This is a genomic window from Aquirufa ecclesiirivi (assembly GCF_011250515.1).
In the GTDB taxonomy this organism is placed as follows: Bacteria; Bacteroidota; Bacteroidia; order Cytophagales; family Spirosomataceae; genus Aquirufa; species Aquirufa ecclesiirivi.
On record NZ_JAANOP010000001.1, the window covers coordinates 256,016 to 282,316 of the forward strand.

At 40.3% G+C, this 26,301-nt stretch carries 24 protein-coding genes, 2 tRNA genes and 1 pseudogene; 13 read left to right on the top strand and 14 right to left on the bottom strand.

Annotated elements, in window-relative coordinates; all coding sequences use genetic code 11:
* Nucleotides 1–15: 15 nt before the first annotated feature.
* Genes G9H65_RS00975 through G9H65_RS00985 form a run of 3 tightly spaced genes read right to left on the bottom strand, consistent with a single transcriptional unit; the run spans nt 16 to nt 1,877 of the window.
* Nucleotides 16–921 carry an aldo/keto reductase gene (locus G9H65_RS00975; RefSeq protein WP_166373500.1) on the bottom strand — a complete coding sequence of 302 codons (906 nt, stop codon included), beginning with the start codon at nt 919–921 and terminating at the stop codon, nt 16–18.
* Nucleotide 922: 1 nt separating this feature from the next.
* On the bottom strand, nt 923–1,438 hold the full coding sequence (locus G9H65_RS00980) for a D-glycero-alpha-D-manno-heptose-1,7-bisphosphate 7-phosphatase (protein WP_166373501.1): 516 nt from the start codon (nt 1,436–1,438) through the stop codon (nt 923–925).
* Between the two features lies 1 nt (nt 1,439).
* Entirely contained in the window at nt 1,440–1,877 is a 438-nt protein-coding gene (locus tag G9H65_RS00985) for a hypothetical protein (RefSeq protein ID WP_166373502.1), read from the bottom strand.
* A 110-nt stretch (nt 1,878–1,987) separates the two neighbouring features.
* On the opposite strand from G9H65_RS00985, the gene G9H65_RS00990 reads away from it, so the two are divergent.
* The 6 genes from G9H65_RS00990 to tgt all read left to right on the top strand — a co-directional run bounded on the left by G9H65_RS00990 (nt 1,988) and on the right by tgt (nt 10,417).
* Nucleotides 1,988–2,386 carry a DUF983 domain-containing protein gene (locus G9H65_RS00990; RefSeq protein ID WP_166373503.1) on the top strand — a complete coding sequence of 133 codons (399 nt, stop codon included), beginning with the start codon at nt 1,988–1,990 and terminating at the stop codon, nt 2,384–2,386.
* On the top strand, nt 2,386–3,462 hold the full coding sequence (locus G9H65_RS00995; protein WP_166373504.1) for an LptF/LptG family permease: 1,077 nt from the start codon (nt 2,386–2,388) through the stop codon (nt 3,460–3,462). The genes G9H65_RS00990 and G9H65_RS00995 overlap by 1 nt, the downstream gene beginning before the upstream one ends.
* Nucleotides 3,462–4,346, top strand: coding sequence for a DMT family transporter (locus tag G9H65_RS01000; RefSeq protein WP_166373505.1), 885 nt, complete (start codon nt 3,462–3,464; stop codon nt 4,344–4,346). The genes G9H65_RS00995 and G9H65_RS01000 overlap by 1 nt, the downstream gene beginning before the upstream one ends.
* A 77-nt stretch (nt 4,347–4,423) precedes the next feature.
* Nucleotides 4,424–5,536 carry a Gfo/Idh/MocA family protein gene (locus G9H65_RS01005; protein ID WP_166373506.1) on the top strand — a complete coding sequence of 371 codons (1,113 nt, stop codon included), beginning with the start codon at nt 4,424–4,426 and terminating at the stop codon, nt 5,534–5,536.
* A 25-nt stretch (nt 5,537–5,561) separates the two neighbouring features.
* On the top strand, nt 5,562–9,212 hold the full coding sequence (locus G9H65_RS01010) for a PVC-type heme-binding CxxCH protein (RefSeq protein ID WP_166373507.1): 3,651 nt from the start codon (nt 5,562–5,564) through the stop codon (nt 9,210–9,212).
* Nucleotides 9,213–9,283: 71 nt separating this feature from the next.
* Nucleotides 9,284–10,417: a tRNA guanosine(34) transglycosylase Tgt gene (gene tgt, locus G9H65_RS01015; protein ID WP_166373508.1), complete on the top strand. Its 1,134-nt coding sequence runs from the start codon at nt 9,284–9,286 to the stop codon at nt 10,415–10,417.
* Here tgt and G9H65_RS01020 read toward each other — a convergent pair whose 3' ends face one another.
* Nucleotides 10,418–10,888: an Lrp/AsnC family transcriptional regulator gene (locus tag G9H65_RS01020; protein ID WP_109321773.1), complete on the bottom strand. Its 471-nt coding sequence runs from the start codon at nt 10,886–10,888 to the stop codon at nt 10,418–10,420.
* 98 nt (nt 10,889–10,986) lie between these two features.
* Between G9H65_RS01020 and G9H65_RS01025 the strand changes: the two genes are divergently transcribed.
* From G9H65_RS01025 to G9H65_RS01045, 5 genes are all read left to right on the top strand, one after another.
* A tRNA-Gly gene (locus G9H65_RS01025) sits at nt 10,987–11,062 on the top strand.
* 40 nt (nt 11,063–11,102) lie between these two features.
* Nucleotides 11,103–11,188, top strand: a tRNA-Leu gene (locus G9H65_RS01030).
* 143 nt (nt 11,189–11,331) lie between these two features.
* Entirely contained in the window at nt 11,332–12,597 is a 1,266-nt protein-coding gene (locus tag G9H65_RS01035; RefSeq protein ID WP_166373509.1) for a serine hydrolase domain-containing protein, read from the top strand.
* A gap of 104 nt (nt 12,598–12,701) precedes the next feature.
* A complete protein-coding gene (locus G9H65_RS01040) occupies nt 12,702–13,703 on the top strand; it encodes a glycosyl transferase (RefSeq protein ID WP_166373510.1) in 1,002 nt (333 codons plus the stop codon).
* A gap of 98 nt (nt 13,704–13,801) precedes the next feature.
* Nucleotides 13,802–14,095: a carboxypeptidase-like regulatory domain-containing protein gene (locus G9H65_RS01045; RefSeq protein WP_166373511.1), complete on the top strand. Its 294-nt coding sequence runs from the start codon at nt 13,802–13,804 to the stop codon at nt 14,093–14,095.
* On the opposite strand, the gene G9H65_RS01050 is transcribed toward G9H65_RS01045, so the two are convergent.
* From G9H65_RS01050 to G9H65_RS01065, 4 genes are read right to left on the bottom strand one after another with little or no spacing between them, the layout of a single operon-like run.
* Nucleotides 14,096–15,793, bottom strand: a complete 1,698-nt coding sequence (locus G9H65_RS01050; protein ID WP_235927428.1) for an OmpA family protein — start codon at nt 15,791–15,793, stop codon at nt 14,096–14,098.
* Nucleotides 15,750–16,331, bottom strand: coding sequence for an LOG family protein (locus G9H65_RS01055; protein ID WP_166373512.1), 582 nt, complete (start codon nt 16,329–16,331; stop codon nt 15,750–15,752). Before G9H65_RS01055 ends, G9H65_RS01050 begins: the two co-directional genes overlap by 44 nt.
* 1 nt (nt 16,332) lies before the next feature.
* A complete protein-coding gene (locus G9H65_RS01060) occupies nt 16,333–17,220 on the bottom strand; it encodes a TIGR01777 family oxidoreductase (protein ID WP_166373513.1) in 888 nt (295 codons plus the stop codon).
* A gap of 4 nt (nt 17,221–17,224) precedes the next feature.
* The gene (locus G9H65_RS01065; RefSeq protein ID WP_166373514.1) at nt 17,225–20,365 is read right to left on the bottom strand and encodes a glycoside hydrolase family 3 N-terminal domain-containing protein; all 3,141 of its coding nucleotides are present in this window, start codon (nt 20,363–20,365) and stop codon (nt 17,225–17,227) included.
* A gap of 141 nt (nt 20,366–20,506) precedes the next feature.
* On the opposite strand from G9H65_RS01065, the gene tpiA reads away from it, so the two are divergent.
* Nucleotides 20,507–21,268: a triose-phosphate isomerase gene (tpiA, locus tag G9H65_RS01070; RefSeq protein WP_166373515.1), complete on the top strand. Its 762-nt coding sequence runs from the start codon at nt 20,507–20,509 to the stop codon at nt 21,266–21,268.
* 91 nt (nt 21,269–21,359) lie between these two features.
* On the top strand, nt 21,360–22,037 hold the full coding sequence (locus G9H65_RS01075; RefSeq protein ID WP_166373516.1) for an HAD family hydrolase: 678 nt from the start codon (nt 21,360–21,362) through the stop codon (nt 22,035–22,037).
* A 69-nt stretch (nt 22,038–22,106) separates the two neighbouring features.
* Here G9H65_RS01075 and G9H65_RS01080 read toward each other — a convergent pair whose 3' ends face one another.
* From G9H65_RS01080 to G9H65_RS01105, 6 genes and pseudogenes are all read right to left on the bottom strand, one after another.
* On the bottom strand, nt 22,107–22,697 hold the full coding sequence (locus tag G9H65_RS01080; protein ID WP_166373517.1) for a NifU family protein: 591 nt from the start codon (nt 22,695–22,697) through the stop codon (nt 22,107–22,109).
* Nucleotides 22,698–22,961: 264 nt separating this feature from the next.
* Nucleotides 22,962–23,216: pseudogene (gene rpmA, locus G9H65_RS13400) on the bottom strand (50S ribosomal protein L27); the annotation flags it as partial.
* A 39-nt stretch (nt 23,217–23,255) separates the two neighbouring features.
* Complete coding sequence (rplU, locus tag G9H65_RS01090) at nt 23,256–23,570, bottom strand: 50S ribosomal protein L21 (protein ID WP_129027216.1); 315 nt, start codon at nt 23,568–23,570, stop codon at nt 23,256–23,258.
* Between the two features lie 126 nt (nt 23,571–23,696).
* Nucleotides 23,697–24,863: an AIR synthase related protein gene (locus G9H65_RS01095; RefSeq protein ID WP_166373519.1), complete on the bottom strand. Its 1,167-nt coding sequence runs from the start codon at nt 24,861–24,863 to the stop codon at nt 23,697–23,699.
* A gap of 3 nt (nt 24,864–24,866) precedes the next feature.
* Entirely contained in the window at nt 24,867–25,838 is a 972-nt protein-coding gene (gene hemB, locus G9H65_RS01100) for a porphobilinogen synthase (protein ID WP_166373520.1), read from the bottom strand.
* Nucleotides 25,839–25,876: 38 nt separating this feature from the next.
* Nucleotides 25,877–26,227: a helix-turn-helix domain-containing protein gene (locus G9H65_RS01105; RefSeq protein WP_166373521.1), complete on the bottom strand. Its 351-nt coding sequence runs from the start codon at nt 26,225–26,227 to the stop codon at nt 25,877–25,879.
* Nucleotides 26,228–26,301 lie beyond the last annotated feature (74 nt).

Here is a 26,301-nt window from a genome sequence, read left to right on the forward strand (position 1 = left end):
CAACAAATTGATAATTTAATCATGCACCACGGGAGAAGGGCGCGTGGTATGGTATAATTCATACCAATCTTGGTGGTCTAACTTGACACTAAAGGAGTTCACAATATTGCGAATACGTGTCTCTTCCAAAGTTCCAATTAATGGTAATGCTCCCAATTTAACAATCCAAGCCACGGCTATTGATTCAATATTGCTTTCGTACTTATCTGCCATTTCAACCAACTTCTTGCGTACCTTCAAGGCTAACTCATCCGTACCATGCTCTATGCGACCTCCTGCTAAAGGAGATACCGCCAATGGGCGCATGTATTTTTGCTTGATATAATCTAAGGCGCCATTATCCAAGGCAGAAGTATTAAGTAAATTCAAGTCAATGTGATTAGAAACCACAGGAATTGACAAAAATGACTCCAATAATTGATGTTGATAAACTGAGAAATTAGACACTCCAATGTTCTTTACTTTTCCAGCGCTTTTTAACTTCTCTAAAGCTAAAACCGTACTTTCTAAATCCGAAAGCGGGTCCAATTGATCCAGTAAAAAAACATCCAAGTAATCCGTTTGTAGATTTCTTAAGGAGTTTTCCACACTTTCAGTAATGTGCTTAGCCGAACTATCTACATGGCTCACCCGAATTTCTGGCTTGGAAGGATCTGGATTATTGACGCCACATTTTGAAAACAAAACCACATCGCTTCGCTTAAACGATTTATTGGCAAGCACCTTTCCGAAAAGATTTTCACAACTATATTTTCCATAACGATCCGCATGGTCAAAGGTGTTAATGCCTAGTTCCAAACACAAATGAACAATTTGGTCCATGTCTTTTAAACTGTTAGCACTTTCTTTCTCCCATCTCCAAAAACCATAGATAGCTGGAGACACTTTAGGGCCGGCGTCACTCAAATAGATCTTTTCCATATTATTTCGATAATATAATATTTGATGCTGCTGATAAATCTTTTACTAAAAATGTTGCCTGCGTGACTGTTCCTTCCTCGGCTATTCGAATGGTCCGCAGGCCTGCCCTTGTTCCAGCCAAAATATCTCTTTCATGATCCCCCACCATAAAGGATTGAGACATGTCCACATCATATTTAGCCGCAGCTTTTTCAATCAATAAGGAACCAGGCTTCCTTGTTAATGAAGCACTATCATGCAATTCATGATAAGGACAATAATACAAATCATCCAATGCCCCTCCACATGCTTCTTGAATGGCATCGTGAATAATTTGCACGTCTTTTCTTTCGTATATTCCTTTGGCAATACCACTTTGATTCGTAATAACAATCAAGATATAGCCTGCTTCTTTTAATGCTTTCAAAGCCTCCACAACCCCTTCTGGAATAATAAAATGACCTAAATGGTATACGTAATCAACTCGGTCTACATTCAGCACACCATCGCGATCCAAAAAAACGCATTTATGACTCATACTATGCTAAACGACTCCAAGGAATACGACTCAAAATCAAAAGCAAAGCTATTCCAAATAACAACCAAGCATTCTTGTGTTTTTGGGCATCTGCAATGGCTTTCTTGTTTTTTGAATAAGCTACAGTAACCAAAATAGCTGCCAAAATATTAACAGTGATGTGCTCCACAGCGATCAATCTAACAGCAGGATCTTTCATCGCAGCGCCGAAATCAGCAAATGCAGCTTGAGTAACTGGACTAAAAACAAAATACAATAACAAACCAATCAATAATTGGGTATGTACAGAAATCAAGAAAAATAATCCTGATTTTCTGTCGGATTCAGTAAATGGTGCTCCGGATTGTGCCCCTTTAAAACCTCGGTAAATAGCTAAAATTCCTAGAATCAGAACAAGCCAGCGTAAATACGAGTGTACATTCAATAAAATAGCATACATAATGTGGTAGTTTTAGTTATTTACAAAGATACAAATTCCCCTAAGATGCCCGACCGCTTTCAAATTAATCCTTGAATTTTCTTTACCTTTGTCCCTTTAAAACAGAAAATATGTCAGATCCATCCAAATTAGCCGCCGTTGTCAAGGCGCGTTGCCCTCAATGCCACGAAGGCAGAATTTTTACTCATAAGTGGTGGAATTTATTGAAGTTTAGCGAAATGCACGAGCATTGTCCATCTTGTGGACTACGCTACGAAGTTGAGCCAGGTTTCTTCTTTGGTGCCATGTATATTTCTTATGCCTTTACCGTAGGTATCATGATCGTCGGAGGCATCATCATCTACAATTTCTTTGGTGATCCTTCTGCTGAAGGCTATATCATACCAATCACCTTAGTTTCTTTACTCATGGTTCCATTCAATTTCCGAATGGCCCGTGTCATTTTCATTCACCTGTTTTCGATGATAAAATATAAAAGTGACGCTGCAGGTACTGCATCTACTAAATAATGAAAATACTGGATCTCTACATTCTGAAAAAATTTCTGAAAACGTATGTTTTCGCTGTTTTTTTAATTGTATTGATTGTCATGGTGATCGACTACACGGAAAAAATCGATGATTTTATCCGCAAACAAGCTCCCTTGAATGAGATCCTCTTTGATTATTACTTAAATTTTATCCCATATTGGGCTAATTACATTAGTCCACTAATGGTTTTTATTGCCACGGTTTTCTTCACTGCTAACCTAGCTGCCAAAACGGAAATCATCGCAATCCTAAGTTCAGGGGTAAGTTTCACTCGACTAATGAGGCCTTATCTTATTGGCTCCAGTATTGTGGCCGTTGGAACCTTCATCATGATTGGCTGGATTGTCCCCAATGCTAATAAAATTCGGGTACCATTTGAGCATAAATACATTAATAACACCTATTTCTTTGATAAGCGTGATGTACACATCAAAATTGCTCCAGAAATTTATGCCTACATTGAAAGCTACGACAATAGTACTAATACTGGCTACCGTTTCAGTTTAGAACGTATTTCTAACAATGAAATCAAAGAAAAGTTGATGTCTGACCACATTACCTGGGATTCCGTTCGCAAAAAATGGACGATTCATGATTATCGAATTAGAACTTTGGTAGGGAAAAAACCAGGCATTGTTTTTGGTTCAAAAATCGATACGACCCTCAACTTATATCCCAAAGATTTTCAGAACAAACACCTCTTACACGAGACCTTTACGCTTCCTGAATTGGAAAGACATATTCAATTGGTTCGTTCACGAGGAGCCGATGGAATCGAAATATTCCTGATTGAAAAATACCTACGCTTTGCAAATCCCTTTTCAGTCATCATTCTAACCATCATTGGCTTTTTAGTTTCTGCCAGAAAATCCCGGGGCGGAGTCGGTTTTCAAATCGCTTTGGGCTTCTCCCTAGCCTTTGTTTACATCCTCTTTTTCATGATGAGTAAAGGAATAGCCGAAGGTGGTGGCATGCCTCCGCTATTAGCCGTATGGTTACCCAACATCATTTTTGGTGGCATCGGGATTGGTCTCTATTATACCCTCCCAAGATAATGAGACAGGCTCCACGATTTATTGACTATTTGAAGATTCACTTCATTGTAGTCTTATATGCCTTTACTGCTATTCTTGGAAATGCTACCCAAGCCAATGCCCTGAGCATCGTCTTTTTTCGATGTGTCATTAGCTCGATCTTTTTGCTGGCCATTCTTCGTTTTCAACAGGTCAGTTTTCGGGTTCCAAAGAACATTTTATACCAATGGATTCTAAATGGCCTTTTCATCGCCTTGCATTGGCTCTTGTTTTTTGGTGCTGCCAAAGTCTCAACCGTTGCCATGTGTTTAGCAGGATTGTCCACTCAAACCTTTTGGACTAGCTTATTAGAGCCTTGGACAAAAAAAGAAAAAATCAAACGGGTAGAAGTCTTTTTAGGAGTACTCGTCATCATAGCTCTTATTATCATTTTTTCGGTGGAACAAGCTCAAGCCTTGGGACTCCTCATGGGCATTGCTTCTGGTTTTTTTGGTGCCCTTTTTTCGGTCATCAATGGAAAATATACGCACCAATATGACCCAAGACTCATAACCGTGTATGAAATGATTACGGCCGGAATAATCACCGGTCTAGTTTGGATCTATGGATTTTCGAGCAATATGGAGCATTTTATGCCTCTGGGCTTAGATTGGCTTTGGATCAGTATATTGGCTGTAGTTTGTACCGTATATGCTTATACAGAAACCATACGTTTATACCGCGTATTCTCTGTTTTCTCCATCAATCTTGTAATTACTCTAGAACCCGTATATGGTATTTTATTGGCTGTTTTTATCTTTGGAAGCAAAGAAATTATGCATTCGGGCTTTTATTGGGGTACATCACTTTTGGTCATGACTGTCATGATTCATCCCTTCTTAATAAAATCAGGTAAAAAAGAGTAAAAAAATTCGGATATTGCCTTTTAATCAAACGTGTGAAGCAGAAAACTTCATACTATTTATTCAATTTACTATCTACTATGAAAAAATTCAACGTTGCCATTGTCGGCCTTGGTTTTGGAGCCGAATTTATCCCCATTTATTTAAAGCACCCATTGGCTAATATGTATGCCATTTGCCAAAGAAACGAGGAAAAACTAAATTCAATTGGCGATGCGTATGGAATTGAAACTCGGTATACCGACTTTGAAAATCTACTTCAAGATCCTAATGTGGATGTAGTTCATATTAATTCTCCTATCCATTTACATGCACAGCAGACACTTCAAGCCTTATTAGCAGGTAAGCACGTAGCTTGTACTGTTCCAATGGCCACCACAGTAGAAGAGTGCAAGGCAATTGTCGAAGCGAGTCGTAAAATGGGTAAAAAATACATGATGATGGAAACGGTGGTTTACTCCCGTGAGTTTCTTTACATCAAAGAATTATACGAAAAAGGAGAACTTGGAAAGATTCAATTCTTGAAAGGTTCACACCAACAAGACATGGACGGATGGCCAGATTATTGGCCAGGTTTACCTCCTATGCACTACGCTACCCACTGCGTAGGACCTGTAGCAGGTTTACTTCGTTTAGAAGCTGAGTATGTATCATGCTTTGGTTCAGGTACTATTCGTGAAGAGTTAATTCAACATTATAATTCTCCATTTGCTGTCGAATCCGCACATATCAAATTCCGTAATTCAGACCTTAGCGCCGTGGTTTATCGTTCGCTTTTTGACGTAGCTCGTCAATACCGCGAAAGTTTTGAAGTCTATGGTTCTAAAAAAAGCGTGGAATGGCCTTTGATTGAAGGGGAAGAAATGGTCGTGCATACAGCTAAAAAACCAGAGCCAGAAATTCCAGAAAAAGTAGCAACCCCCGATTTTGCACATTACCTCCCTGAAGAAATTCAACGATTTACCACGAAAGGGGTTTACGACGAGAATGATAATACCCACCTTTCCTTTACGCAAGGTGGAGGCCATGGTGGTTCTCACCCGCATTTAGTCAATGAATTTTTACAAGCACTTGCTCAAGATCGTGATCCATTCCCGAATGCCCCACAGTCGGCCAACTGGACCTCTGTGGGAATATTAGCCCATGAATCTGCTCTTCAAGGCGGTAAAATCATCGAAATTCCTGAATTTTAATCTTTTCGCGTAGGCAAAACAACACATGAAAAAATTTACTTGTTTCCTCTTATTATTAGCTGCTTCCTTACAGCTATTGGCTCAAAACCAAAAGCCAAGAAGATTAGAAATGCTTTTTTTAGGAGATCGTGGCCATCATAAACCACTCGACCGCTTTCCTTCCTTGCAGTCGGCTTTAGGTGTAAAAGGAATTAATTTGACTTATACGGAATCCCTGAAAGACTTAAATCCAAGCTATCTAAATAAGTTTGATGGTTTGATCATTTTTGCCAATCACGATTCCATTCCAAAACCGCAAGAAAAAGCCTTGTTGGACTACATCGGTTCTGGCCATGGACTTGTAGCCTTGCACTGCGCTTCCTTCTGTTTTAGAAACTCTCCAGAATACGTAAAAATGGTTGGAGGGCAATTCTGGCGTCATAAAATGGATTCCATACAGATTAAAAATGTTCAGCCTCAGCACCCTGTTTTAAAAGGTTTTCCTGGAATCAAAACCGTGGATGAAACCTATTTACACAGCCAATTACAAGCTGACAATAACGTGATTCAATCACGTATCATCGGGCCAGAACAAGCCAAAGACAAACCCGGTCAAGCCACAGAACCTTATACTTGGGTAAGAACTTATGGAAAAGGAAACGTTTTTTATACCGCTTATGGTCATGATGAAAGAACTTGGGAAACAACGGGCTTTCAAACCTTGGTAGAACAAGGCATTTTGTATGCGGTGGGTAAAGATAAAGCCACTTTGTTGGAAAACTTGAAATTGGCTCCTTTGTCTTATCGCGAAGCCAATTTACCTAATTACGAAAAAAGACAAGGCCCACAATTACAGCAATTGCCTTTGAGCCCAGAGGAATCTGTAAAATACATTCAAATCCCTGTTGATTTTAACTTAACCATTTTTGCCGCAGAACCTGATGTCATGCACCCGATTGCTATGGCATGGGATGAAAAAGGACGCTTATTTGTTTTAATCACCAAAGACTATCCAAACGAGCGCAAAAACACGGGTGGTAGCGACTATATTTTAATGTGTGAGGATACTAACAAAGATGGTAAAGCAGATAAATTTACCCGATTTGCTGAAGGTCTGAGCATTCCTACAGGTATGGTTTTTGCCAATGGCGGTCTAATCATTTCACAGGCACCCCATATCTTATTTTTAAAAGATACAGACGGTGATGATAAAGCAGATGTCAAGCAAGAATTAATCACCGGTTTTGGAACGGGTGATACCCATGCTGGGCCTTCTAACTTACATTATGGTTTCGACAACTGGATTTGGGGTTCCGTAGGTTACTCAGGTTTTAAAGGAAAAGTCGGTAGCGATTCGCTGAATTTCGGAAATGCCTTTTTCCGCTTTAAACCAGATGGTTCTAAAATGGAACATGTGACTAATACCTCCAACAATACTTGGGGATTTGATTTCAACGAAGCAGGAGATGCTTTTGGATCTACTGCCAATAACTCCCATGGTTGGTACATTCCAATTCCACATAAAAATATCTGGCAAGCTCCATATTCATTTAACGGTAGTAAAAGTACCGACACACACAAGGACATGAAGTCCATCACCAAAAAAGTACGTCAAGTTGACGTTTTTGGTGGATTCACAGCTGCCGCAGGCCACAATTTCTATTCAGCAAGATCCTTTCCGAAAAAGTATTGGAATAAAATCGCTTTCGTGACGGAACCAACAGGACACGTCGTTCACCAAAATAATATGGTGAAAACAGGTAGTGATTTTAATGATGTAGAAGCTTTTAACTTATTGGCTGGTGCCGATGAATGGGTTTCTCCCGTATTTGCACAAGTTGGCCCTGATGGCGCAGTTTGGATCGCTGACTGGTATAGTTTCATCATTCAACATAATCCAGTTCCTAAAGGCTTTGCCAACGGAACAGGTAATGCTTACGAAACAGATTTGCGTGATTATACCCACGGACGTATCTACCGTGTTGGTTGGAATCAAGCTCCTGCTTACCAGCCTATTAGCTTGTCTGCCAATGATCCTGCAGCTTGTATCAAAGCCTTATCAAATAACAATTTATTCTGGCGTTTACATGCTCAAAGATTGTTAGTTGAGCGTGGCAAAAAAGACATCGTTCCTGCTTTAATTGCCCTTATCGCGAACAAAAAGGTAGATGATTTAGGATTGAATGTAGGAGCAATTCACGCACTTAGAACATTGGAAGGCTTACAAGCTTTAGAACTTCCTGCGGTTAAAATAGGACTCACTCAGGCTCTTTCCCACCCAAGTGCAGCCGTTCGTAAAAATGCTGTTCAAATTTTGCCAAGAACACAAGCTTGGTCTAAGGTATTGGTTCAAAAAAATGTACTGAACGATCGAGATACTTTGGTTGCCCTTCATGCCGTGTTAGCTAGCATTGAAATGCCAGAAAGTACAGAATTGAACAAAGCCATGGAGGCAAAAATTGCGAAAGAACAAAACAATCGTGATCGTTGGCTACCAGAAGCTTATTCTGCTTGGACCATGGCTAAAGGAGGTCAAAGAATGAAGGATTTCATTGTGACAGAAGGAAAAAGAAAGCCTGTTGCCACAGCTGAAAAAGTAGGAAAAGAATTGAATAATCCGAGTATAGAAGGAACCAGCAAAGGACTAGATCTAGTGGTGACTGAGGTACAAATCAAAGGTGGTCAATTCAAATTGAGGGAGAATAGTTCTTTTGTAATTCGTATCAAAAACAAGGGAGATCAGGCTTTAGAAAAAGGAAAGGTTTTACCTGTATTTCTAAAGATTGAAGGTATGGGCCGTCGGATCGACATGGAATCATTCACCTTCACGGATGGAGTGGCGCCAGGAGAAACAGTTTCAGTAACTAAAAATACCAATGGTCCATGGACGGGTAATTTTGGTTGGAGTGCCGATATAGCTGGTTCTTACAGCATGGAAATTCAGATTGACAAAACAGGTGCTTTGCCTGAAAGTGTTCGTAACAACAACATTTATCGAAAAGCGTTAGAAGTCAGTGGACCAAGCTCATTGAATGTTTACATGATGGAAAAAGTTTTCCGTGGAGGTGCATCTACTTGGTCAGGAGATGAATTAGTAAACACCTTAAAGAGTATCGAGATTATTGAATCTCCTGCTTTTGGTGCTGCCTTGAAAGGAGCTTCTGCTACTTGGAATGCAAGAAAGGATCCTAAGTTATCAGCGGATAATTTGGCTTATTTCAAAAAAATAGGCGCTTCTATTCGTCCAAGTGATTTTGATTACTATGAGCGTTTAGCGGCTACTTGGAAAATCGAAATTGCCAATAATGCAGGCTCTGCCAATGTGGTTAGAAAAGTCATTAAAACAGTGAAAGAAGCCATGCAGTTTGACATTCGTGAATTTAGTGTTCCAGCAGGGGCCAATGTGGAAATCATCTTTGAAAACATTGACGCCATGCAACATAATTTAGTGATTGGACAAATGGGAAGTCAGGAGAAAATTGGTTTAGCAGCCGATAAGATGATTACCGCAGCCGATGGAGCTCAAAAGAATTATATTCCGAATATTCCAGAGGTAATTGCTTATACTGCGTTAGTGGATCCAGATGGAAGAGCCAAATTGGTATTTAAAGCACCTACTACTAAAGGAAACTACCCTTATTTATGTACATTCCCAGGTCACTGGAGAATCATGAATGGGGTCATGAAAGTAGAATAGTCCAAAATCAAATAAAAGAAGCGGTGCATGTGAACTCATGTACCGCTTTATTTTTTCCCTACCTTTGTGGCATGAAATTTGAAATTCAATCCACAGATGCCCATTCCAAGGCTAGAGCCGGTAGCTTAAGCACCGACCACGGTACTATTCAAACCCCCATTTTCATGCCTGTTGGCACAGCGGGTACCGTAAAAGGTGTGCATATTTCCGAATTGACGGATCCCATTAAAGCACAAATTATCTTAGGCAATACCTATCACCTGTACCTTAGACCTGGTTTAGATGTGATAGAAGCGGCAGGTGGACTACATCAATTTAATTCTTGGAAAGGCCCTATCTTAACCGATTCAGGGGGCTATCAAGTGTATTCTTTGGCAGGAACAGGAAGAAAAATCATAGAGGAAGGAGTCAAATTTAAGTCGCACATCGACGGCAGTACACATTTTTTTAGTCCAGAATCCGTAATGGACATCCAAAGAACCATTGGAGCTGATATCATGATGGCCTTTGATGAATGTACGCCTTATCCATGTACTTACGAATATGCCCGTAAATCCATGGAAATGACGCACCGATGGCTAGATCGCTGTATCAACAGATTCGAGGCCACAGAGCCAAAATATGGGCACAACCAAGCCTTGTTTCCTATCGTCCAGGGTAGCGTATATAAAGATCTTCGTAAAATTTCTGCCGAATACATTGCAGAGAAAGGAGCCTTTGGGAATGCCATTGGTGGCCTATCCGTAGGAGAACCTGTGGAGGATATGTATGAAATGGCCGATGAGGTAACGGATATCTTACCAAAAGATAAGCCCCGCTATTTGATGGGAGTAGGTACGCCTGCCAATATTTTAGAAGGAATCGCCCTAGGAATTGATATGTTTGATTGTGTGATGCCGACGCGAAATGCGAGAAACGGTATGATTTTTACCACACAAGGCATCATCAACATCAAAAATGAAAAGTGGAAGTCCGACTTTTCTGTGATAGATCCCGCTTTTGCTGACACGGTCCACGGCCAATACAGCAAAGCCTACGTTCGGCATTTGATTCGTTGCGAAGAAATGCTGGGAGCCATGATTGCCAGCGTATGTAATCTGCGCTTTTACCTCTGGTTAGTAGGTGAAGCTCGCAAAGAAATCGTTCAAGGAAGTTTCACTTCTTGGAAGAATCGCATGATTCCGCAGCTAATGCAGCGACTATAATCAAGGAATTGGTAAAACTTTTGATTCTTTGAAAGTCGATAAAATCACCATCGTGGAGGTCGCTGATACCTCTTCGATTTCGTTGATTTTTTCCAACATCAATTTCTGATAAGTGGAGATATCCTTAGAGATAATCTTCAACATAAAATCTCCTGCACCTGTCACGTGGTGGCATTCAATCACCTCTGGTATTTGATTGATTTGTCTGACAAAGGACTCCGTCACTTGCTTCTTATGGCCTGTTAAAGTCACTGTAACAAAAGTAGTTACACCTAAACCTACTTTATCGCGGTCTACTTGAGCATGGTAACTTTGGATGATTCCAAGACTCTCTAATTTCTTGACACGTTCCAAAGTAGGTGCAGGCGAAAGGCCTATTTCCTTCGACAATTGGGCGTTGGTAATTTTGGCATTTTGTTGCAAAATTTCCAGCAGTTTGTGATCGGTTTGATCTAGTTTTGTGATGTTCATGGAATGTTAGAAAAAACAAAATTATAGAATATTTAAGGGAAATTTACGTTTCCTCTTGCATAAATAAGCAAAGGTTCTTAATTTTGCCCCACGAAAATGCGAAAGTAGCTCAGCTGGTAGAGCGCGACCTTGCCAAGGTCGAGGTCGCGGGTTCGAACCCCGTCTTTCGCTCCACTTGGAAGCACCCCACGGTGCTTTTGAGTTTTACAGGGCCGCCTGGGTGGTGGAACTGGTAGACACGCAGGACTTAAAATCCTGTGAGCCGTAACGCTCGTGTGGGTTCGATTCCCATCCCAGGTACGAAAATCGACAATAACCCTTCCAAGCAATTGGAGGGGTTTTTTGTTGGTAAATAGGCTAATCAAAACTTCCATTTTTGACCTAATTATTATTCCTCCTGAAATCCTTATATCTTGGCTTAAATTCCATAGAAAATTGAATCCATGAAAAAATATTTACTCATCCTGCTGCTATTTTGTATCAGTTTTAGCCACTACGGCCAAGTTCTTTCTCCCAGCATTAAGCCACATCCGAGTATTGACAATCAACGATTGGCCTATGTGGATACCGTTTTGAAACAGTATGTAGATAAAAATTGGTTAACAGGTGCTGTGACCATCGTAATTAAAGACAACCAAGTCGTACATTATAAAGGGCACGGTTATGCCGACGTAGCCTCCAAAAAGCCCATGCCAGCTGATGCCATTTTCCGCATCATGAGTCAAACCAAAGGCATCACCAGTGCAGGCATTATGCAACTGTATGAAAAAGGGAAATTTAGCCTAGACCAATCCATTGGTGATTTTATACCCGAATTCAAGAAACCTAAAGTCATCCAAGATTATAATCCTGCCGATACTAGCTTCACCTTCATTAATGCCAAAAGAGAAATTACCTTTCGTGATTTACTCACTCACAGCTCAGGTCTCGGTTATGCTGATATCGGTTCTGATCGCATGAAGGCCATTTATGCCAAAGCAGGTGTTCCATCAGGCCTAGGGACTTTTCGTGCCAATTTGTTAGAAAAAATGAAAATCTTAGGCAAATTACCTTTGGAACATCAACCCGGAGAGAAATTTACCTATGGCCTCAATACGGATTTATTAGGTTGCCTGATTGAAGTGATTAGTGGCCAAAGTTTGGAAGAATACCTTCAGAAAAACATCTTTGATCCTCTAGGAATGAAGGATACCTATTTTAATGTCCCGGCTGAAAAGGCCAGCCGACTTCCCAGTGTTTATACCGAAGATGCACAAAAAAACATCATAGCCTGGGCCCCTACTTTTAGGAATATTAACCCCAATTATCCCCTAGATAAAAAATCTTATTTCTCAGGTGGGGCAGGCCTTTCCTCCACAGCTTTTGACTATGCTATTTTCTTACAAATGTTACTCAATGGGGGGAAATACAATGGAAAACAGATTTTGGGAAGGAGAACCGTAGAACTGATGACCAGTCCACAGTTGGATTTCATCAAAGAAGGAGCCGATAATTTTGGATTAGGCTTTTCCATTACCTCAGAAAGATCCAGCCATTTACATGGCAGAAACAAAGGCTCTTTTAACTGGGGTGGATATTACGGAACCACCTATTGGGTTGACCCTAAAGAAAATATAATCTGCCTGATTATGACCCAGCATACCCCTAACTCGCATGGAGATTACAGCAGAAAGGTTGAAAATATCATTTATAGCAGTTTGCTACGCTAAGATTTGTCAAGCTCGAATTGTCGCCGTAGATTTGATTTGTCAACTTAGATTTGTCACTTTAGATTTGTCAACTTTTAAAAGTTGACAAATCTTGGATTTATACCATGCAAAAAATTGTCCTTACCATTTGCTCCATTAATTATTTAGCACAAGCTAAATCATTGGGAGATTCCCTTTTACAACATAATCCTGACTACACCTTTTTAATAGGTTTGGTGGACCGTTTGGACCAATCCAGCATCGATAAATTCCAATTGCCAGATTACCCTTTGATTGAATTACATACCATTGGAATCGAGGATCTGGACGAGCTTTGCGATAAATACAATATCACCGAATTAAACACCGCCGTGAAGCCTTTTTTCATGGAATATGTGTACAATACCTATCCAGAGGCTGAAATAGTCCATTACTTTGATCCAGACATTTTAGTTTTTCAAGCGCTTAGTGACATTGAGTCTCCATTAAAAAACCATAGTCTAGTTCTTACTCCCCATATTGTAAGCCCATATCCAGACACCTCTCGTCCGCAAGAAACAGATTTGTTGAATACGGGTATTTTTAACTTAGGATTCCTCGGCACCAAACGTAGTCCAAATACCCTAGCTTTCTTACATTGGTGGAAAGAACGCCTCCGTGATCAATGTTACATCGATTTAGCCAATGGCATGTTTGTAGATCAATTGTGGGTGAATTTTGCCCCAGTTTACTTTGATGATGTGTACATTAGTCGGCATTTGGGCCTAAATATGGCCTATTGGAACCTACATGAAAGAACCTTGACTGGGGAAAATATTCCCTACTCTGTCAATGATGCGGTGCCACTCATCTTTTTCCATTTCTCAGGTTATCATCCAGAAAATCCTACTGAAATTTCGAAGTACCAAAATCGCTATACCTTTCAAGAGAAGCCCGATGTGGCCACGATTTTCGACCAATACGCACAAATATTGATTAAAAATGGGCATGAGATGTACAAGAAATTTCCTTGTTTCTATATCAAAGCCCCAATTCCAAAGCCAAGAAAACGCTTCTTACGTATTAGAAAGTACCTAAGCCTTCCTTTCCAAAAAGTAGTCAACTTCATTGATAAGGTTCAAATCTAATCGTCCGATATCAATTAATCATTTGATAGCAATTCCTTAACAATTCGGTCATACAATTGTCTGTCCTTTGTGATGTCATAAGCCCAAAGAATCGACATATGTTAGCCTTTTTATGCTTGATTTTACTTCCAAACTTGGAGCCACAAACTATTCATGGACAGATCATGGATCAGAGAGGTAATACACTTCACGGAGTTAGGATTACGATGAATCACAGCAGGACCATCAGCGATACCAAAGGTCAATTTACCATCAATAATGTTTCTGAAATAGGGAATATTCGCTTTTCAGCTATTGGGTATAGCACTTATACCCAAACGATACACGCTCATCTAAAAGACATGAAAGTTATCCTGAAAGAGCAAATACCCGAAATAGGCCAACAACCTTAATTACAAGATCGCAAATTCCACTCGGCGATTCAATTGTCGGCCTTCTTCTGTTGAGTTATCCGCCTTAGGCTTCGTTTTGCCATAGCCCTTGGTTCTTATTCGGTCCGACTTAACTCCTTGGTTGATTAAGTAATTTTTAACCGCGTCAGCGCGATCTTGAGATAACTTATTATTTAACTCATCGGAACCCGTATTATCCGTATGCCCTGATATTTCGATTTGCAGTGTGGCATTTTCTTGCATCACTTGAACAATGCGCTTCAATTCCGGATCTGATTCAGCGGTCAACGTCGCTTTTCCCGTTTCAAAGAATAAGTTATTAATCGTCATACTAGATCCTTTGGCAATAGGCGCCATTACCAGATCACGCTCGTCCAATTCCAAATAACGTCCTCTCAATTTACTTAAATCGATGTTGATTGAACTTGGCAAAAAGCCTTTGGCCTTAGCTGTAATACCATAATTGACGCCATATGGTAACACGAGTTTATACAAACCCGTCTTAGGATCAGGTTTTGCTATACCAATGGTTTTACCCGTTTTTAAATCCTCATAGCTGATGTTCGTCTCATCAGGCACTTTACCCGTTTGTGGATCCAAAACTCGGCCTGAGACCAAAACAACCGCTTCTGATTGCTCACTAGAAACTGACCTAGGGCTTCCTTTGACATCTTGTTGGGCCAATACAGGTTTTTCTTCCGCTTTAGGCTCTACAGGCTTAGCTGGAACAGGGACATCTGGTGCTGCTTCTATCGCAATCCGAAAGATGTCTTTTTTCCCTAAAGAACTTTTGGAAGATAAAAAATAAGCAAAATCTCCTTTGGCCGACAAGCTATAATAGGCATCGTATTCTTCCGTATTGATAGGGCCGCCTAAATTGATCGGAGTACGCCAATTGGTCCAGCTATTGTCCAAACGCTTCGACATATAAATATCTTGGCTTCCCTGGCCTCCTGGTCTATCGGAAGAAAAGTAGAGTGTCTTACCATCCGCTGCCAAAAATGGAGTAGTTTCGGAAAAATCCGTATTGATGGATCTGCCCAAATTCTTAGGTTCAGTCCATTTCCCATCATTCAGAAAACTCACATATAAATCATCTCGATCCGAATTCTTTTTCTCTGAAAAGGCTAACAACAGCGCCTTACCATCCATGGTTAAATAGGCATATTCATTCTTTCCTCGACTCAATTTTTCATAATCAGGAATATCCAATTTCTCTGGTATGGACCATGAATTCAGTGTCTTTTTCGACATAGAAAAACCTCGTGTTTCATAGACCCCTTGAACATAAGCCCCTTTCAATAAAATGGTTTGACCATCTGGGGAAATAGATAAAATCGTATTGTATTGATCGCGATTCAGCACATCAGGCATTCTTTTGGCCGTACTCCACACATCTCCAATGCGTTCGCTATACCAAATATCCTGCGATCCCGCTACGGTTTCTGAACCAGTTGTTCCATATTTATTGGATGGGTGATTTTTCCTGCCAAAGTACAAGGTCTTGCCATCTGGAGCCATCACAGGATTTAATTCCGAATAATCAGAATTAATCGCTGAACCCAAATTTTCAGGCAATTTTTGAGCCTGAGTATCCAAAAGACCAAGGAACAACAAGAAAAAAATCACATATTTCATCATCCTTAATGGGGCATTAAGCGCGGTATATCCATTTCTTTTCCATCTTCTCGGGCACATAATCCATCATCCAATCCGCTAGTTTAGCTGCATCAGATTCCACATGCAGCGCAGTCAAATTTCGTTCCTTCAAAAAGCCTTCCTGAATCATGTGTTGCAACTGTTGCAACAAAAGATCATAATATCCAGCGGTATTAAATATTGCAATGGGCATTTGATGTAGATCCAATTGCTTCCAAGTCAACATTTCAAATAACTCGTCAAATGTCCCAAAACCTCCTGGCATGGCAATAACTCCATCGGCCAGTTCGGCCATCAATTGCTTTCTTTCATGCATGGATTCTGTCACATGGCAAGTCTGAATGCCCAAATGTTTCACTTCCCAAGGCTCCATAAAAGAAGGAATCACACCAATGACTTCTCCACCTAGACGAAGGTATTCATCAGCCATAACACCCATTAAACCGACACTTCCTGCTCCGAAAATGATGGAACAACCGTGCTTCTTCAGCTCTTGAGCTAATCGTTTAACTTCTTCTTCATACACCGGGTTATTTCCCTTTGATGAACCACAGTAAATCAATATTTTTTTTGACATATTAAGGGATTAAATCCTTTAGGGCTTCTGAAAATCGTACAAATCTAAACGAAAAACCGGCTTCTTTCTGTATGCGATCCGAAGAAACTAAATTTCCGCCTGTCACTAAAACCGCCATTTCTCCCAAAACTAATCGCAAAGCAAATGCTGGAACCGCTGGCAAAAATAAAGGTCGATGCATCGCACGGGCTAATTGCTGGTTCAATTCGGATTGACGAAGCGGTTCGGGCGCTACGGCATTATAAACGCCTTGCATCGTTTTTTCTTGCAATGCCCATTGAAACATGCCAATCAAATCTTTCAAATGAATCCACGACTGCCACTGTTTTCCTGTTCCGATATTGGCTCCTACAAACCAGCGAATCGGCTTTTGTAACACAGGAAAAATCCCCCCTCCGTTTCCCATGACCAAACCGATTCGAAACTTGACCACGCGTATTCCTAACCCTTCAATTCCTTTCAGGCTCCCTTCCCAAGCTTGCGTACAAGAAGCAATAAAATCCTGACCAGGTTCGGTGCTTTCTTCACATAATCGCTCACCCGTGTCCGCTCCATAATATCCAATGCCCGACGCAGAAATAAGCGTATGCACTTGATGAGGATGCTGTTTCATGGCCTGGTACAACGTTTGTGAACTTTGTACCCGAGATTGAATTAACTCCTCCTTTCTAGATTCTGTCCAACGCTTTTCTGCTATACCAGCTCCGGCCAGGTGAATAATGGCATCTACCCCCTCCAAAGCACGAAAATCCATTTCTCCTTTGGAAGGATCCCAATGAAAATCGCCACCACTTCGAGATAAAATAACCACTTCATAACCACTTGATCTTAATTGCTTTTGCAATTCCTTCCCTATAAATCCTGTACCTCCTGTGATCAGTATTTTCATGAATTTAGTTTCCTTTCTTGATGGCTTGATAAATCACCTCATTGATTCCTGTACGGATATTCATATCGCTTATCTTACTATTATTCCGAGTTGGATAAACACGATTGGATAAAAAGACATACACCAAATCATGTGCAGGATCTATCCAAGTATACGTACCCGTAAATCCTGAATGACCAAAACTTTCTGCACTAGCTGAAGCCGCTGCAGAAATCCCTGGCTTCTTTCGGTCTGGTTTATCAAATCCAATTCCCCTGCGTGAGTTTTCATCGATGGAGAATGGATAGGATGACCACGTTCTCATGGTTTCCTCCTTGATAAACTGTTGGCCTCCATAATAACCTCTTTGCAAATACATTTGCATCAATTTAGCTAGGTCATTGGCATTTCCAAATAAACCCGCATGTCCACTGATTCCATCTAAAAGCGCCGCACCTTCATCATGAACTTTTCCATGAATTAAGGTTTTTCTAAATAATGAATCATATTCCGTAGGTACAATTCTATCCATAGGAAAATGCTTATCCGCTTGGTAAACCAAAGTACTTGCGCCCAATGGTTTATAAAAAGTATCCGATAAAAATTCTGTCCATTCTTTACCTGACAATCTTGGAGAAACTCGAGGTAAATAATAATAAGAAAGATCCGAATACACATATTCTTTCTTCTCTCTCAAAGGTGAGTTTTTAATAGCTGCAAACAATTGGCTAGACAAACTGCTATGTCCCCACAAATGATCCGTAATCTTGATCGGATATTCTTCTGAATATTGATACGAGATGGTTTTGGGTTTCCAACGAGTAACTTCGGATTTTATATCGACACAACTATCCCAAAGCATTTTATACTGTTGCTTGATCAATGCTTTCACACGGTCCTCCCCTTGTGTTTTGGTAATAAACTTTTCTACTACCGTTGTTTTCAAATCTTTCTTGGCAAATCGCTCATTGAATTTTTTGCTGTGAAAAATCATGTCGGTACTATCCACATATTCCTGCCAAAACGGAATCCAAGCTCTTAATCTTGCCTGATGAGTCAGTACATCTATGTATTTCACATTCGCTTTATTGGAGGTTTTTAATTCAGGAATTAAAGCTCCCATGCCCTCTTGAAGAGTAAATTTACCTTCATCTTCCCATTTCATTAAAGCGGGAATCGACGTGGATATTTTGGTAATAGAAGCGAGGTCAAAAATATCCGATTTACGTAATGGAATACTGGATTCATAGGTTTGATTTCCAAAAGCTTTATGGTAAATCACTTTCCCTTCTTTGGCAATTAAAACAACTACTCCTGGAGCGCCTTTGACTTGAATGGCCAATTTAGCTAATGAGTCAACTTGTTTGTTTAGGTAAGCTCCTTGTAGCCCCACCGCCTCAGGCAAAACATTGTACTGCAAACGGGCCAAAGTAGGAGTAGAAATACCCATCCCACGAACATACTTAGCATTTAAGGTCACGGGGAACTTTCCTGAGGCAGGTAATCCACCAAAAATCAATTGGGCTGCCACTTCTTGCTGGGCAATCCCATCTTGATACATAGTAATCAAGGCAGCGGCCTTTTGCAATGAATCAAATTTGGTCAAAGTAAAGGCATTGCCTAAATGTACAACTACCGTCTTTGGACTAATAAAACGATCCACCAAGGTTTTGATAGGAGCTTTGATGCTATAATTATTGACTGGACGAATGGATGTTCCGTGAATTCCAAGAAGTACCACATCATAGGCATTTAATTTTGCTTGAGTAGTACTAATCGTTGTATCAGCACTGGTTTCATCTATATAAAAATGATCCATTTCCATGTAGTTCTGCGCCATTTTTTGAAACTCTGTAGGAAAAGTACTTCCATAATTGGCCTTACCAATAGCTAAGGTAGCCACCTTTAGCTGTTGCAAATTTCGAAGTGGAATCAGGTTGTCTGTATTCTTCAAAACTGTTGCCGTCTTTTCAGCCAGCTGCTTATTCAGCACTTCTGAATGAATCGGATTTAAATCCTCAATCAGGTTCTCAATGGCAATAGGTTGATATTGATCTAAACCCGCCCATGCTTTAGCATTCAATATTTTTTTAACTCGAAAGTTCAAATCTTCCTCGGATAGCTCACCCGTACTTAGGGCTTTTTTGATGGCATTAAAGGCAGAAGGAACATCAACAAAAGTTTCCAAAATATCATTTCCGGCTAAAATAGCTTTCACATTTGCCGTTCCTTCTGGAAACATTTTGGTAGCCCCTTTCATGTCCATGGCATCGGTAAATACCAAACCTTCAAATTTCAATTCATCGCGTAATAAGCCTTTAACAATTGGTTTAGAAAGCGTGGAAGCCAAGCTGGCCGTAGTATCTAAAGAAGGAATATTTAAATGCCCTACCATGATTCCTTGCAAACCTTTTTGAATTAATTCCCGATAAGGGAATAATTCCAAACTATCCAATCGGCTTCTACTGTGGCTTAAAATAGGTAAATCATAATGAGAATCGGTTCCTGTATCTCCATGACCAGGAAAGTGTTTCGCTGATGTAATTACCCCTCCTTTTTGAAGACCTCGCATGTACGCCAGAGCTTTCTGAGTGACTAAATCTCGGTCTTCGCCAAAGGAACGAAAATTAATAACAGGGTTATTGGGATTATTATTGACATCCACCACAGGAGCATAATTGATATGAACACCCATGCGCTTGCATTGCTGAGCTATTTGAAAACCCATCTTTTCAATCAAAGCATCATTCCCTTGCATCGCTCCAAGCGTCATTTGGTAGGGATAGCGAACCGTAGAATCCAAACGCATATTTAAGCCCCATTCTAGGTCCATACCAATAAATAGAGGCACTTTGGACATGGCTTGTAATTTATTAACCAGCCTGGCTTGGTTCGTTGGATATCCGGCAAAAAACACAAAGCCTCCCACATGATAGTCCCTCACGATGGAATTCAGTCGGGCCGTATCATAAATGGGTCCTGTATTACCACGGGGCATTAATACTTGACCAATTTTTTGGTCTTGGCTAAGCGTTGCATAGACCGAATCCACCCATTTCTGCTTGGCATGAGGAAATAAACTGGATTGCGCCAAGGTAAGATTAGCGAAGATGACTAAAATTAAGAAAAGTAACCTTGCACTAAAGGCTTTGATTTGAAGTTTCATGGAATGGTCGAATTTGAAAATACCAAGCTGTGAAAATACGGCAAAAGCCTGAATCTTTGGGGCTTTGGGATTGATTTTTCGTAGTAATTTTTCTTAAGCCAGAAAGGAATTGTAATTTTGCACACCAAAAAAGATGAACGTATGAGAAAAAAGATTGTTGCAGGAAACTGGAAAATGAATAAAACAGCTACTGAAGCTGTAGCATTAGCTGCTGAAGTAGCGGCATTAGTAAAATCGGATGTCCCATCCAACGTACAGGTGATTATGGCTCCTCCATCGCTATTTATTTCTGAAGTAAATAAAGCGACAAAAGGAATTGCTAATTTATCCGTATCAGCACAAAACTGCCATGAAAAGGCTTCGGGTGCTTATACAGGCGAAATTTCTGCTCCTATGTTGGCTTCTGCTGGTATTCCCTATGTTATTTTAGGACACTCCGAGCGTAGACAGTATTTCCAAGAAAGTAATGCTCAATTGGCTGCTAAAGTGGATGCCGCTTTAGAAAATAAATTAACGCCTATTTTTTGTTGCGGAGAGAGTCTTGAGTTACGTGAAGGTGGTGAATTTTTAGCTTTTGTCGCACAACAGTTAACAGAAAGCTTGTTTCATTTAAGTGCCGAGGCATTTGGTCAAGTGGTGATTGCCTATGAGCCAATCTGGGCTATTGGAACCGGTTTGACGGCTTCTTCTGCCCAAGCTCAAGAAATGCATGCTTACTTACGACAGCATATTGCTGGTAAATATGGCCAAGCGATTGCTGATGCTTGTTCTATCTTGTATGGAGGAAGTTGCAATGCACAGAATGCAGCAGAATTATTTGCTTGTGCAGATGTAGATGGTGGTCTAATCGGCGGCGCTTCTTTAAAAGCTGGAGATTTTATTACAATTGCAAAATCATTCTAAAAATTTTGATTTTTTCTAAACCTTGCCAGCGTTTCAAACGCTGTCAAGGTTAACGATAATCCTCCATTTTTCTTGTCCAACAAACTGATATATGAAAGTTATCGCCTTTGATGCGGATGATACATTGTGGGTTAATGAGCCCTATTTCAGTGAGGCGGAAAAACACTTTTGCCAAATGATGGAAGATTTCCTTCCTATTCACAGTACATCACAAGAGCTTTTTAAAACAGAAATGGACAATCTCGATACCTATGGGTATGGAGTAAAAGGATTTATGTTATCCATGATTGAAACTGCCACACGAATTTCTAAAGGAACGATTGGCCTGGATGGAATTGAGCGCATTCTAGCTATTGGAAAAGAATTAATCCACAAACCCATTGAAATTTTACCTGGAGTTGAAGAGGTTTTAGGAGCTTTATCTCAAAAATATCGCTTAGTCGTTGCAACTAAAGGTGATTTACTAGATCAAGAAAGGAAATTAGCCAAATCTGGATTAGAAAAATACTTCCATCACATTGAAATCATGTCCAACAAAAAGGAGCATGATTATTTAAAACTAATCCAACATTTAGATATTCAAACAAACGAATTTCTCATGATTGGAAATTCCCTCAAATCGGACATTTTACCTGTTTTGGCCATTGGCGGACATGGTGTTCATGTCCCTTTTCACACTACTTGGGCACATGAACAAGTCTCTCACCAAATCATTCATGAGAACTTCCGTGAAGTGAAAGAAATGTTTGAAATTTTAGATTTTCTCTAAACGTTGCCAGCGTTTGAAACGCTGTCAACGTTAACGAAAGATTCGATTTTTTCTTGTCCAAGAAACTGATTAAACACCTTCGGCGACTACTTCCTTCACTTGAGGTACCATGCGTGTCATTAAGGCCTCAATGCCGGCCTTTAAGGTCATGGTAGATGATGGACAACCTGAGCAAGATCCTTGCAATAATACTTTTACTTGGCCCGACTCCTCATCAAAGGAATAAAAAGAGATAGCCCCTCCGTCAGATTCAACGGCTGGCTTGACATATTGCTCCAACACTTCTTTGATTTTAGCAATCACCTCAGACTCCTCCGCATCGGATTCTGAAATAGCACTTTCTGGTAAACTAAAAACGGGCCTTTTCTCTTCAAAATACTTTTTCAAATATTGCTTGATTCCAAAAAGTTCATCCTCCCATAGCACATGTTCTGCTTTCGTTAAAGTGACAAAATTGCTGGTGATAAATACTCGCTTGACAAAATCAAAACCAAATAAAGCTACCGCCAAAGGTGAATTTTTCTCCTTGGTTAATCCATCTGCGGGCTGAGTATAATCAAACGACATGCCATCAGGCAATAATTCCACATTGAAAACAAATTTCATGGACTGTGGATTAGGAGTTGACTCGGTGTATATATGTATCTGAGATTGCAGCATATCATTTTTATTTAACCCAACAAAGGTAGGGGCTTTTTGGTTTCAAACGCACAAAAAAAAACCTGATGTAAAAACACCAGGTTCTTTTAATATCAATCAGACAAATTACTCAGCTGCTGGAGCTGCTTTCTTTGCTGGTGCTTTCTTCGCTTTTGGAGCTGCCTCTACCGCAGCTTCCTCTGCTACTTCAGCTTTAGGAGCTGGAGCTGCTTTCTTCGCTGGCGCTTTGGCAACCGCTGGTTTGTCAGCAGCTACTGCACTAGCAGCGATAGGTAAAACGTGAACGAAAGAACGACCTTTAAATCCTTTTTTGAAGGTTACAACACCATCAGATAAAGCAAATAAAGTATGATCTTTTCCTAAACCTACGTTCAATCCTGGATTGTGAGCTGTTCCTCTTTGACGAACAATAATGTTACCTGCGATAACTGCTTGGCCACCAAATAACTTAACGCCAAGTCGTTTACTATGCGATTCGCGACCGTTTTTGGATGATCCGGCCCCTTTTTTATGTGCCATGTTTTATTATGTTAAACGTATAAAACGTTGATTAAACAATTATTTTAAAGAAATTGACTCGATCAAAACCTTCGTCAAATCCTGACGGTGACCATTCATTTTTTGGTAACTCTTTCTACGCTTCTTCTTGAAAACCAAGACTTTCTCGCCACGAACGTGAGCTACAATTTTTCCTGTGATTTTAGCTCCCTCTACAGTAGGGGCTCCAACGGTCACATCTCCGTCTTTGTCAACAAGTAAAACCTTGTCGAAAACCAGTGCAGCGCCTTCCTCTCCCGCCAAACGGTGGGTATAAACGGAACGGTCTTTTTCTACTTTAAATTGCTGCCCGGCAATTTCTACGATTGCGTACATTCTTTTATGTATTTAAGTGAAACAATCCCACGAGGCTAGGAATACCTTTCAAAAGCCTTTTAAATGGGGGTGCAAATATAAAAAGTTATTGGCAAACTTGCAAGTAAGCCCTTGATTTAATTGTGATTAATACACAAACTCCCCAAATTCACTTCGAATGCTCAACTTCTTCATGGGAGAAGATTCCACTCGACCAATCACCTGTGCAGGTATCCCAAAGCTTTGAGAAATCTGAATAATCTGGTCTGCATACGTAGGATTAACATAGATTTCCATCCGATGACCCATGTTGAACACCTGATACATTTCCTGATAACTCGTGCCGCTCTCTTTTTGAATCATCTCAAACAAAGGAGGTACTGGAAATAACTGATCTTTAATGATATGTACCTGATCCACAAAATGCATCACTTTGGTTTGGGCACCACCCGAACAATGGACCATCCCGTGCAAATGAGGTCGAAACTCTTCTAATATCGCCTTAATCACGGGAGCATAGGTTCTAGTAGGTGATAAAATCAGTTGACCGACATTCATGGGTGTTCCCGACACAGCCTCTTCTAATCTTCTTGATCCAGAATAAACCAAATCCCGAGGAACTTGAGGATCAAAACTTTCTGGATATTGACCTGCTAAATAATGACCCAGCACATCATGACGAGCCGAAGTCAAACCATTACTTCCCATTCCTCCATTATAAGTTTTCTCATAATTAGCTTGGCCATCTGATGCCAAACCGATGATGACATCCCCCGCTTGAATATGCTCATTTGAAACCACATCCGAACGTTTTAAACGGGCAACCACCGTACTATCAACAATGATGGTTCGTACCAAATCTCCCACATCTGCCGTTTCTCCACCCGTACTATAAATGCCTATTCCATTATCCCGAAGCATCTGAAGCACCTCTTCGGTACCTTGAATAATCTCAGCAATAACTTCTCCTGGAATCAAATTTTTATTACGCCCAATTGTGCTGGATAACAACATATGATCCGTTGCTCCCACACAAATTAAGTCGTCCGTATTCATGACAACCGCATCTTGAGCAATGCCCCTCCAAACAGAAATATCTCCTGTTTCTTTCCAATAGAGGTATGCCAAAGAGGATTTTGTACCTGCACCATCCGCATGCATGATGTTGCAATATGCCTCGTCTCCTCCCAACATATCAGGAGAAATTTTGCAAAATGCTTTCGGGAATAATCCTTTATCTAAGGTTGATATCGCCTTGTGTACATCATCTTTTGATGCAGAAACCCCTCTTTGTAAATAACGATCTGAGGACATATATTACGCTAATTTTAATTGTGCAAACTCTTTCGCAAAATAGGTCAAGATAACTTGAGCTCCTGCTCGCTTAATTGATAATAAACTCTCCAACATGGCCTTTTCTCCATCGATCCAGCCGTTTTGGGCCGCTGCTTTTACCATGGCATATTCCCCTGAAACATTATAGGCGGCAATCGGCAAGTGACTATTTTCTTTCAATAAGGCAATGATATCCAAATAGGCTAAAGCAGGCTTCACCATTAAAAAATCAGCTCCTTCCATTTCATCCAATTCTGCTTCTATCAATGCCTCCCGACGATTCGCAGGGTTCATTTGATAGCTTTTCTTATCTCCAAACTTAGGTGCAGATTCCAATGCATCGCGGAATGGGCCATAAAATGCCGATGCATACTTAGCGGTATACGCCATGATACCCACCTGAGAATATCCCGCATCATCCAAAGCCTGACGCAAATAACCTACCCGACCGTCCATCATATCCGATGGGCCAATCAATTTACTTCCCGCCTGAGCCTGAGCAATCGCCATCTTGGCCAAAACCGGTAAGGTTTCATCATTTAAAATCTGACCGTCTTTAACGATGCCATCATGTCCATCCGAACTATATGGATCCATCGCTACATCAGTCAATAAGCTGATTTCTGGGAATCGTTGACTGATTTCATAAATGGATTCGGTGTAAATGTTTCCATTTTTATAACTCTCCGTAGCCATAGAATCTTTTTTAGATTCTGGGATTTGAGGAAATAAAGCAAAGGACTGAATACCCATTTTAACACAGGATTCAATCTCTACCAATAATAAGTCTAAGGTAAACCGGTAAATTCCCGGCATGGAAGAGATCTCCGTTTGAGTATTTTGACCTTCCATGACAAAAAGCGGAAACATCATATCTTTAACAGATAATCTAGTTTCTTCCACCATGGAACGGATTACAGCACTTTGACGATTTCTACGAGGTCTTTGCAACATGATTGATCCAATTAAGCTGCAAAGTTACAGAATAAAAATTAACCCCGTTGCTCCAATTTAGCACTCAACTCGGCTATTTTCTTTTGCAATTCCAGAATCAGCCGTAAGGATTCATCAAATTCCTTGCGCATGACAAAACTATAACCTTCACTCGGGTTTAAATTATTGGTATTTCCCAAGGTATATGCTGGTTTTTCCATTAAGATTTCTCCTAAATCAAACTCTAAGACCTCGGCAATTTGATTCATTCGCGACAAAGACGGATCTGTTTGACCCCGCTCAATTTTAGAATAGGAAGACGTCGAAATATTTAATTTCATCGCCACGTAATCTTGGCTATATCCTTTATCTGATCTAATTTTTCGAATGCTTTTTGCGAAGTCTTTCATCGCAGTAAAATTCCAAAAGAATTAGAGGATTGCTGTGTGCGCCAAATGACATAAAATAAACTTATGCGACATTT

Excerpts from the sequence above, each read along its gene's own strand:
- G9H65_RS01095 (WP_166373519.1), bottom strand. The coding sequence starts at position 24,863 with ATGTCCTCAGATCGTTATTTACAAAGAGGGGTTTCTGCATCAAAAGAT.
- G9H65_RS01080 (WP_166373517.1), bottom strand. The coding sequence starts at position 22,697 with ATGCTGCAATCTCAGATACATATATACACCGAGTCAACTCCTAATCCA.
- G9H65_RS00980 (WP_166373501.1), bottom strand. The coding sequence starts at position 1,438 with ATGAGTCATAAATGCGTTTTTTTGGATCGCGATGGTGTGCTGAATGTA.
- hemB (WP_166373520.1), bottom strand. The coding sequence starts at position 25,838 with ATGTTGCAAAGACCTCGTAGAAATCGTCAAAGTGCTGTAATCCGTTCC.
- G9H65_RS00990 (WP_166373503.1), top strand. The coding sequence starts at position 1,988 with ATGTCAGATCCATCCAAATTAGCCGCCGTTGTCAAGGCGCGTTGCCCT.
- G9H65_RS01040 (WP_166373510.1), top strand. The coding sequence starts at position 12,702 with ATGCAAAAAATTGTCCTTACCATTTGCTCCATTAATTATTTAGCACAA.
- G9H65_RS01005 (WP_166373506.1), top strand. The coding sequence starts at position 4,424 with ATGAAAAAATTCAACGTTGCCATTGTCGGCCTTGGTTTTGGAGCCGAA.
- tgt (WP_166373508.1), top strand. The coding sequence starts at position 9,284 with ATGAAATTTGAAATTCAATCCACAGATGCCCATTCCAAGGCTAGAGCC.
- G9H65_RS01035 (WP_166373509.1), top strand. The coding sequence starts at position 11,332 with ATGAAAAAATATTTACTCATCCTGCTGCTATTTTGTATCAGTTTTAGC.
- G9H65_RS00985 (WP_166373502.1), bottom strand. The coding sequence starts at position 1,877 with ATGTATGCTATTTTATTGAATGTACACTCGTATTTACGCTGGCTTGTT.
- G9H65_RS01045 (WP_166373511.1), top strand. The coding sequence starts at position 13,802 with ATGTTAGCCTTTTTATGCTTGATTTTACTTCCAAACTTGGAGCCACAA.
- G9H65_RS01050 (WP_235927428.1), bottom strand. The coding sequence starts at position 15,793 with ATGTGCCCGAGAAGATGGAAAAGAAATGGATATACCGCGCTTAATGCC.
- G9H65_RS01055 (WP_166373512.1), bottom strand. The coding sequence starts at position 16,331 with ATGTCAAAAAAAATATTGATTTACTGTGGTTCATCAAAGGGAAATAAC.
- rplU (WP_129027216.1), bottom strand. The coding sequence starts at position 23,570 with ATGTACGCAATCGTAGAAATTGCCGGGCAGCAATTTAAAGTAGAAAAA.
- G9H65_RS01105 (WP_166373521.1), bottom strand. The coding sequence starts at position 26,227 with ATGAAAGACTTCGCAAAAAGCATTCGAAAAATTAGATCAGATAAAGGA.
- tpiA (WP_166373515.1), top strand. The coding sequence starts at position 20,507 with ATGAGAAAAAAGATTGTTGCAGGAAACTGGAAAATGAATAAAACAGCT.
- G9H65_RS01075 (WP_166373516.1), top strand. The coding sequence starts at position 21,360 with ATGAAAGTTATCGCCTTTGATGCGGATGATACATTGTGGGTTAATGAG.
- G9H65_RS01065 (WP_166373514.1), bottom strand. The coding sequence starts at position 20,365 with ATGAAACTTCAAATCAAAGCCTTTAGTGCAAGGTTACTTTTCTTAATT.
- G9H65_RS01060 (WP_166373513.1), bottom strand. The coding sequence starts at position 17,220 with ATGAAAATACTGATCACAGGAGGTACAGGATTTATAGGGAAGGAATTG.
- G9H65_RS01010 (WP_166373507.1), top strand. The coding sequence starts at position 5,562 with ATGAAAAAATTTACTTGTTTCCTCTTATTATTAGCTGCTTCCTTACAG.
- G9H65_RS01000 (WP_166373505.1), top strand. The coding sequence starts at position 3,462 with ATGAGACAGGCTCCACGATTTATTGACTATTTGAAGATTCACTTCATT.
- G9H65_RS01020 (WP_109321773.1), bottom strand. The coding sequence starts at position 10,888 with ATGAACATCACAAAACTAGATCAAACCGATCACAAACTGCTGGAAATT.
- G9H65_RS00975 (WP_166373500.1), bottom strand. The coding sequence starts at position 921 with ATGGAAAAGATCTATTTGAGTGACGCCGGCCCTAAAGTGTCTCCAGCT.
- G9H65_RS00995 (WP_166373504.1), top strand. The coding sequence starts at position 2,386 with ATGAAAATACTGGATCTCTACATTCTGAAAAAATTTCTGAAAACGTAT.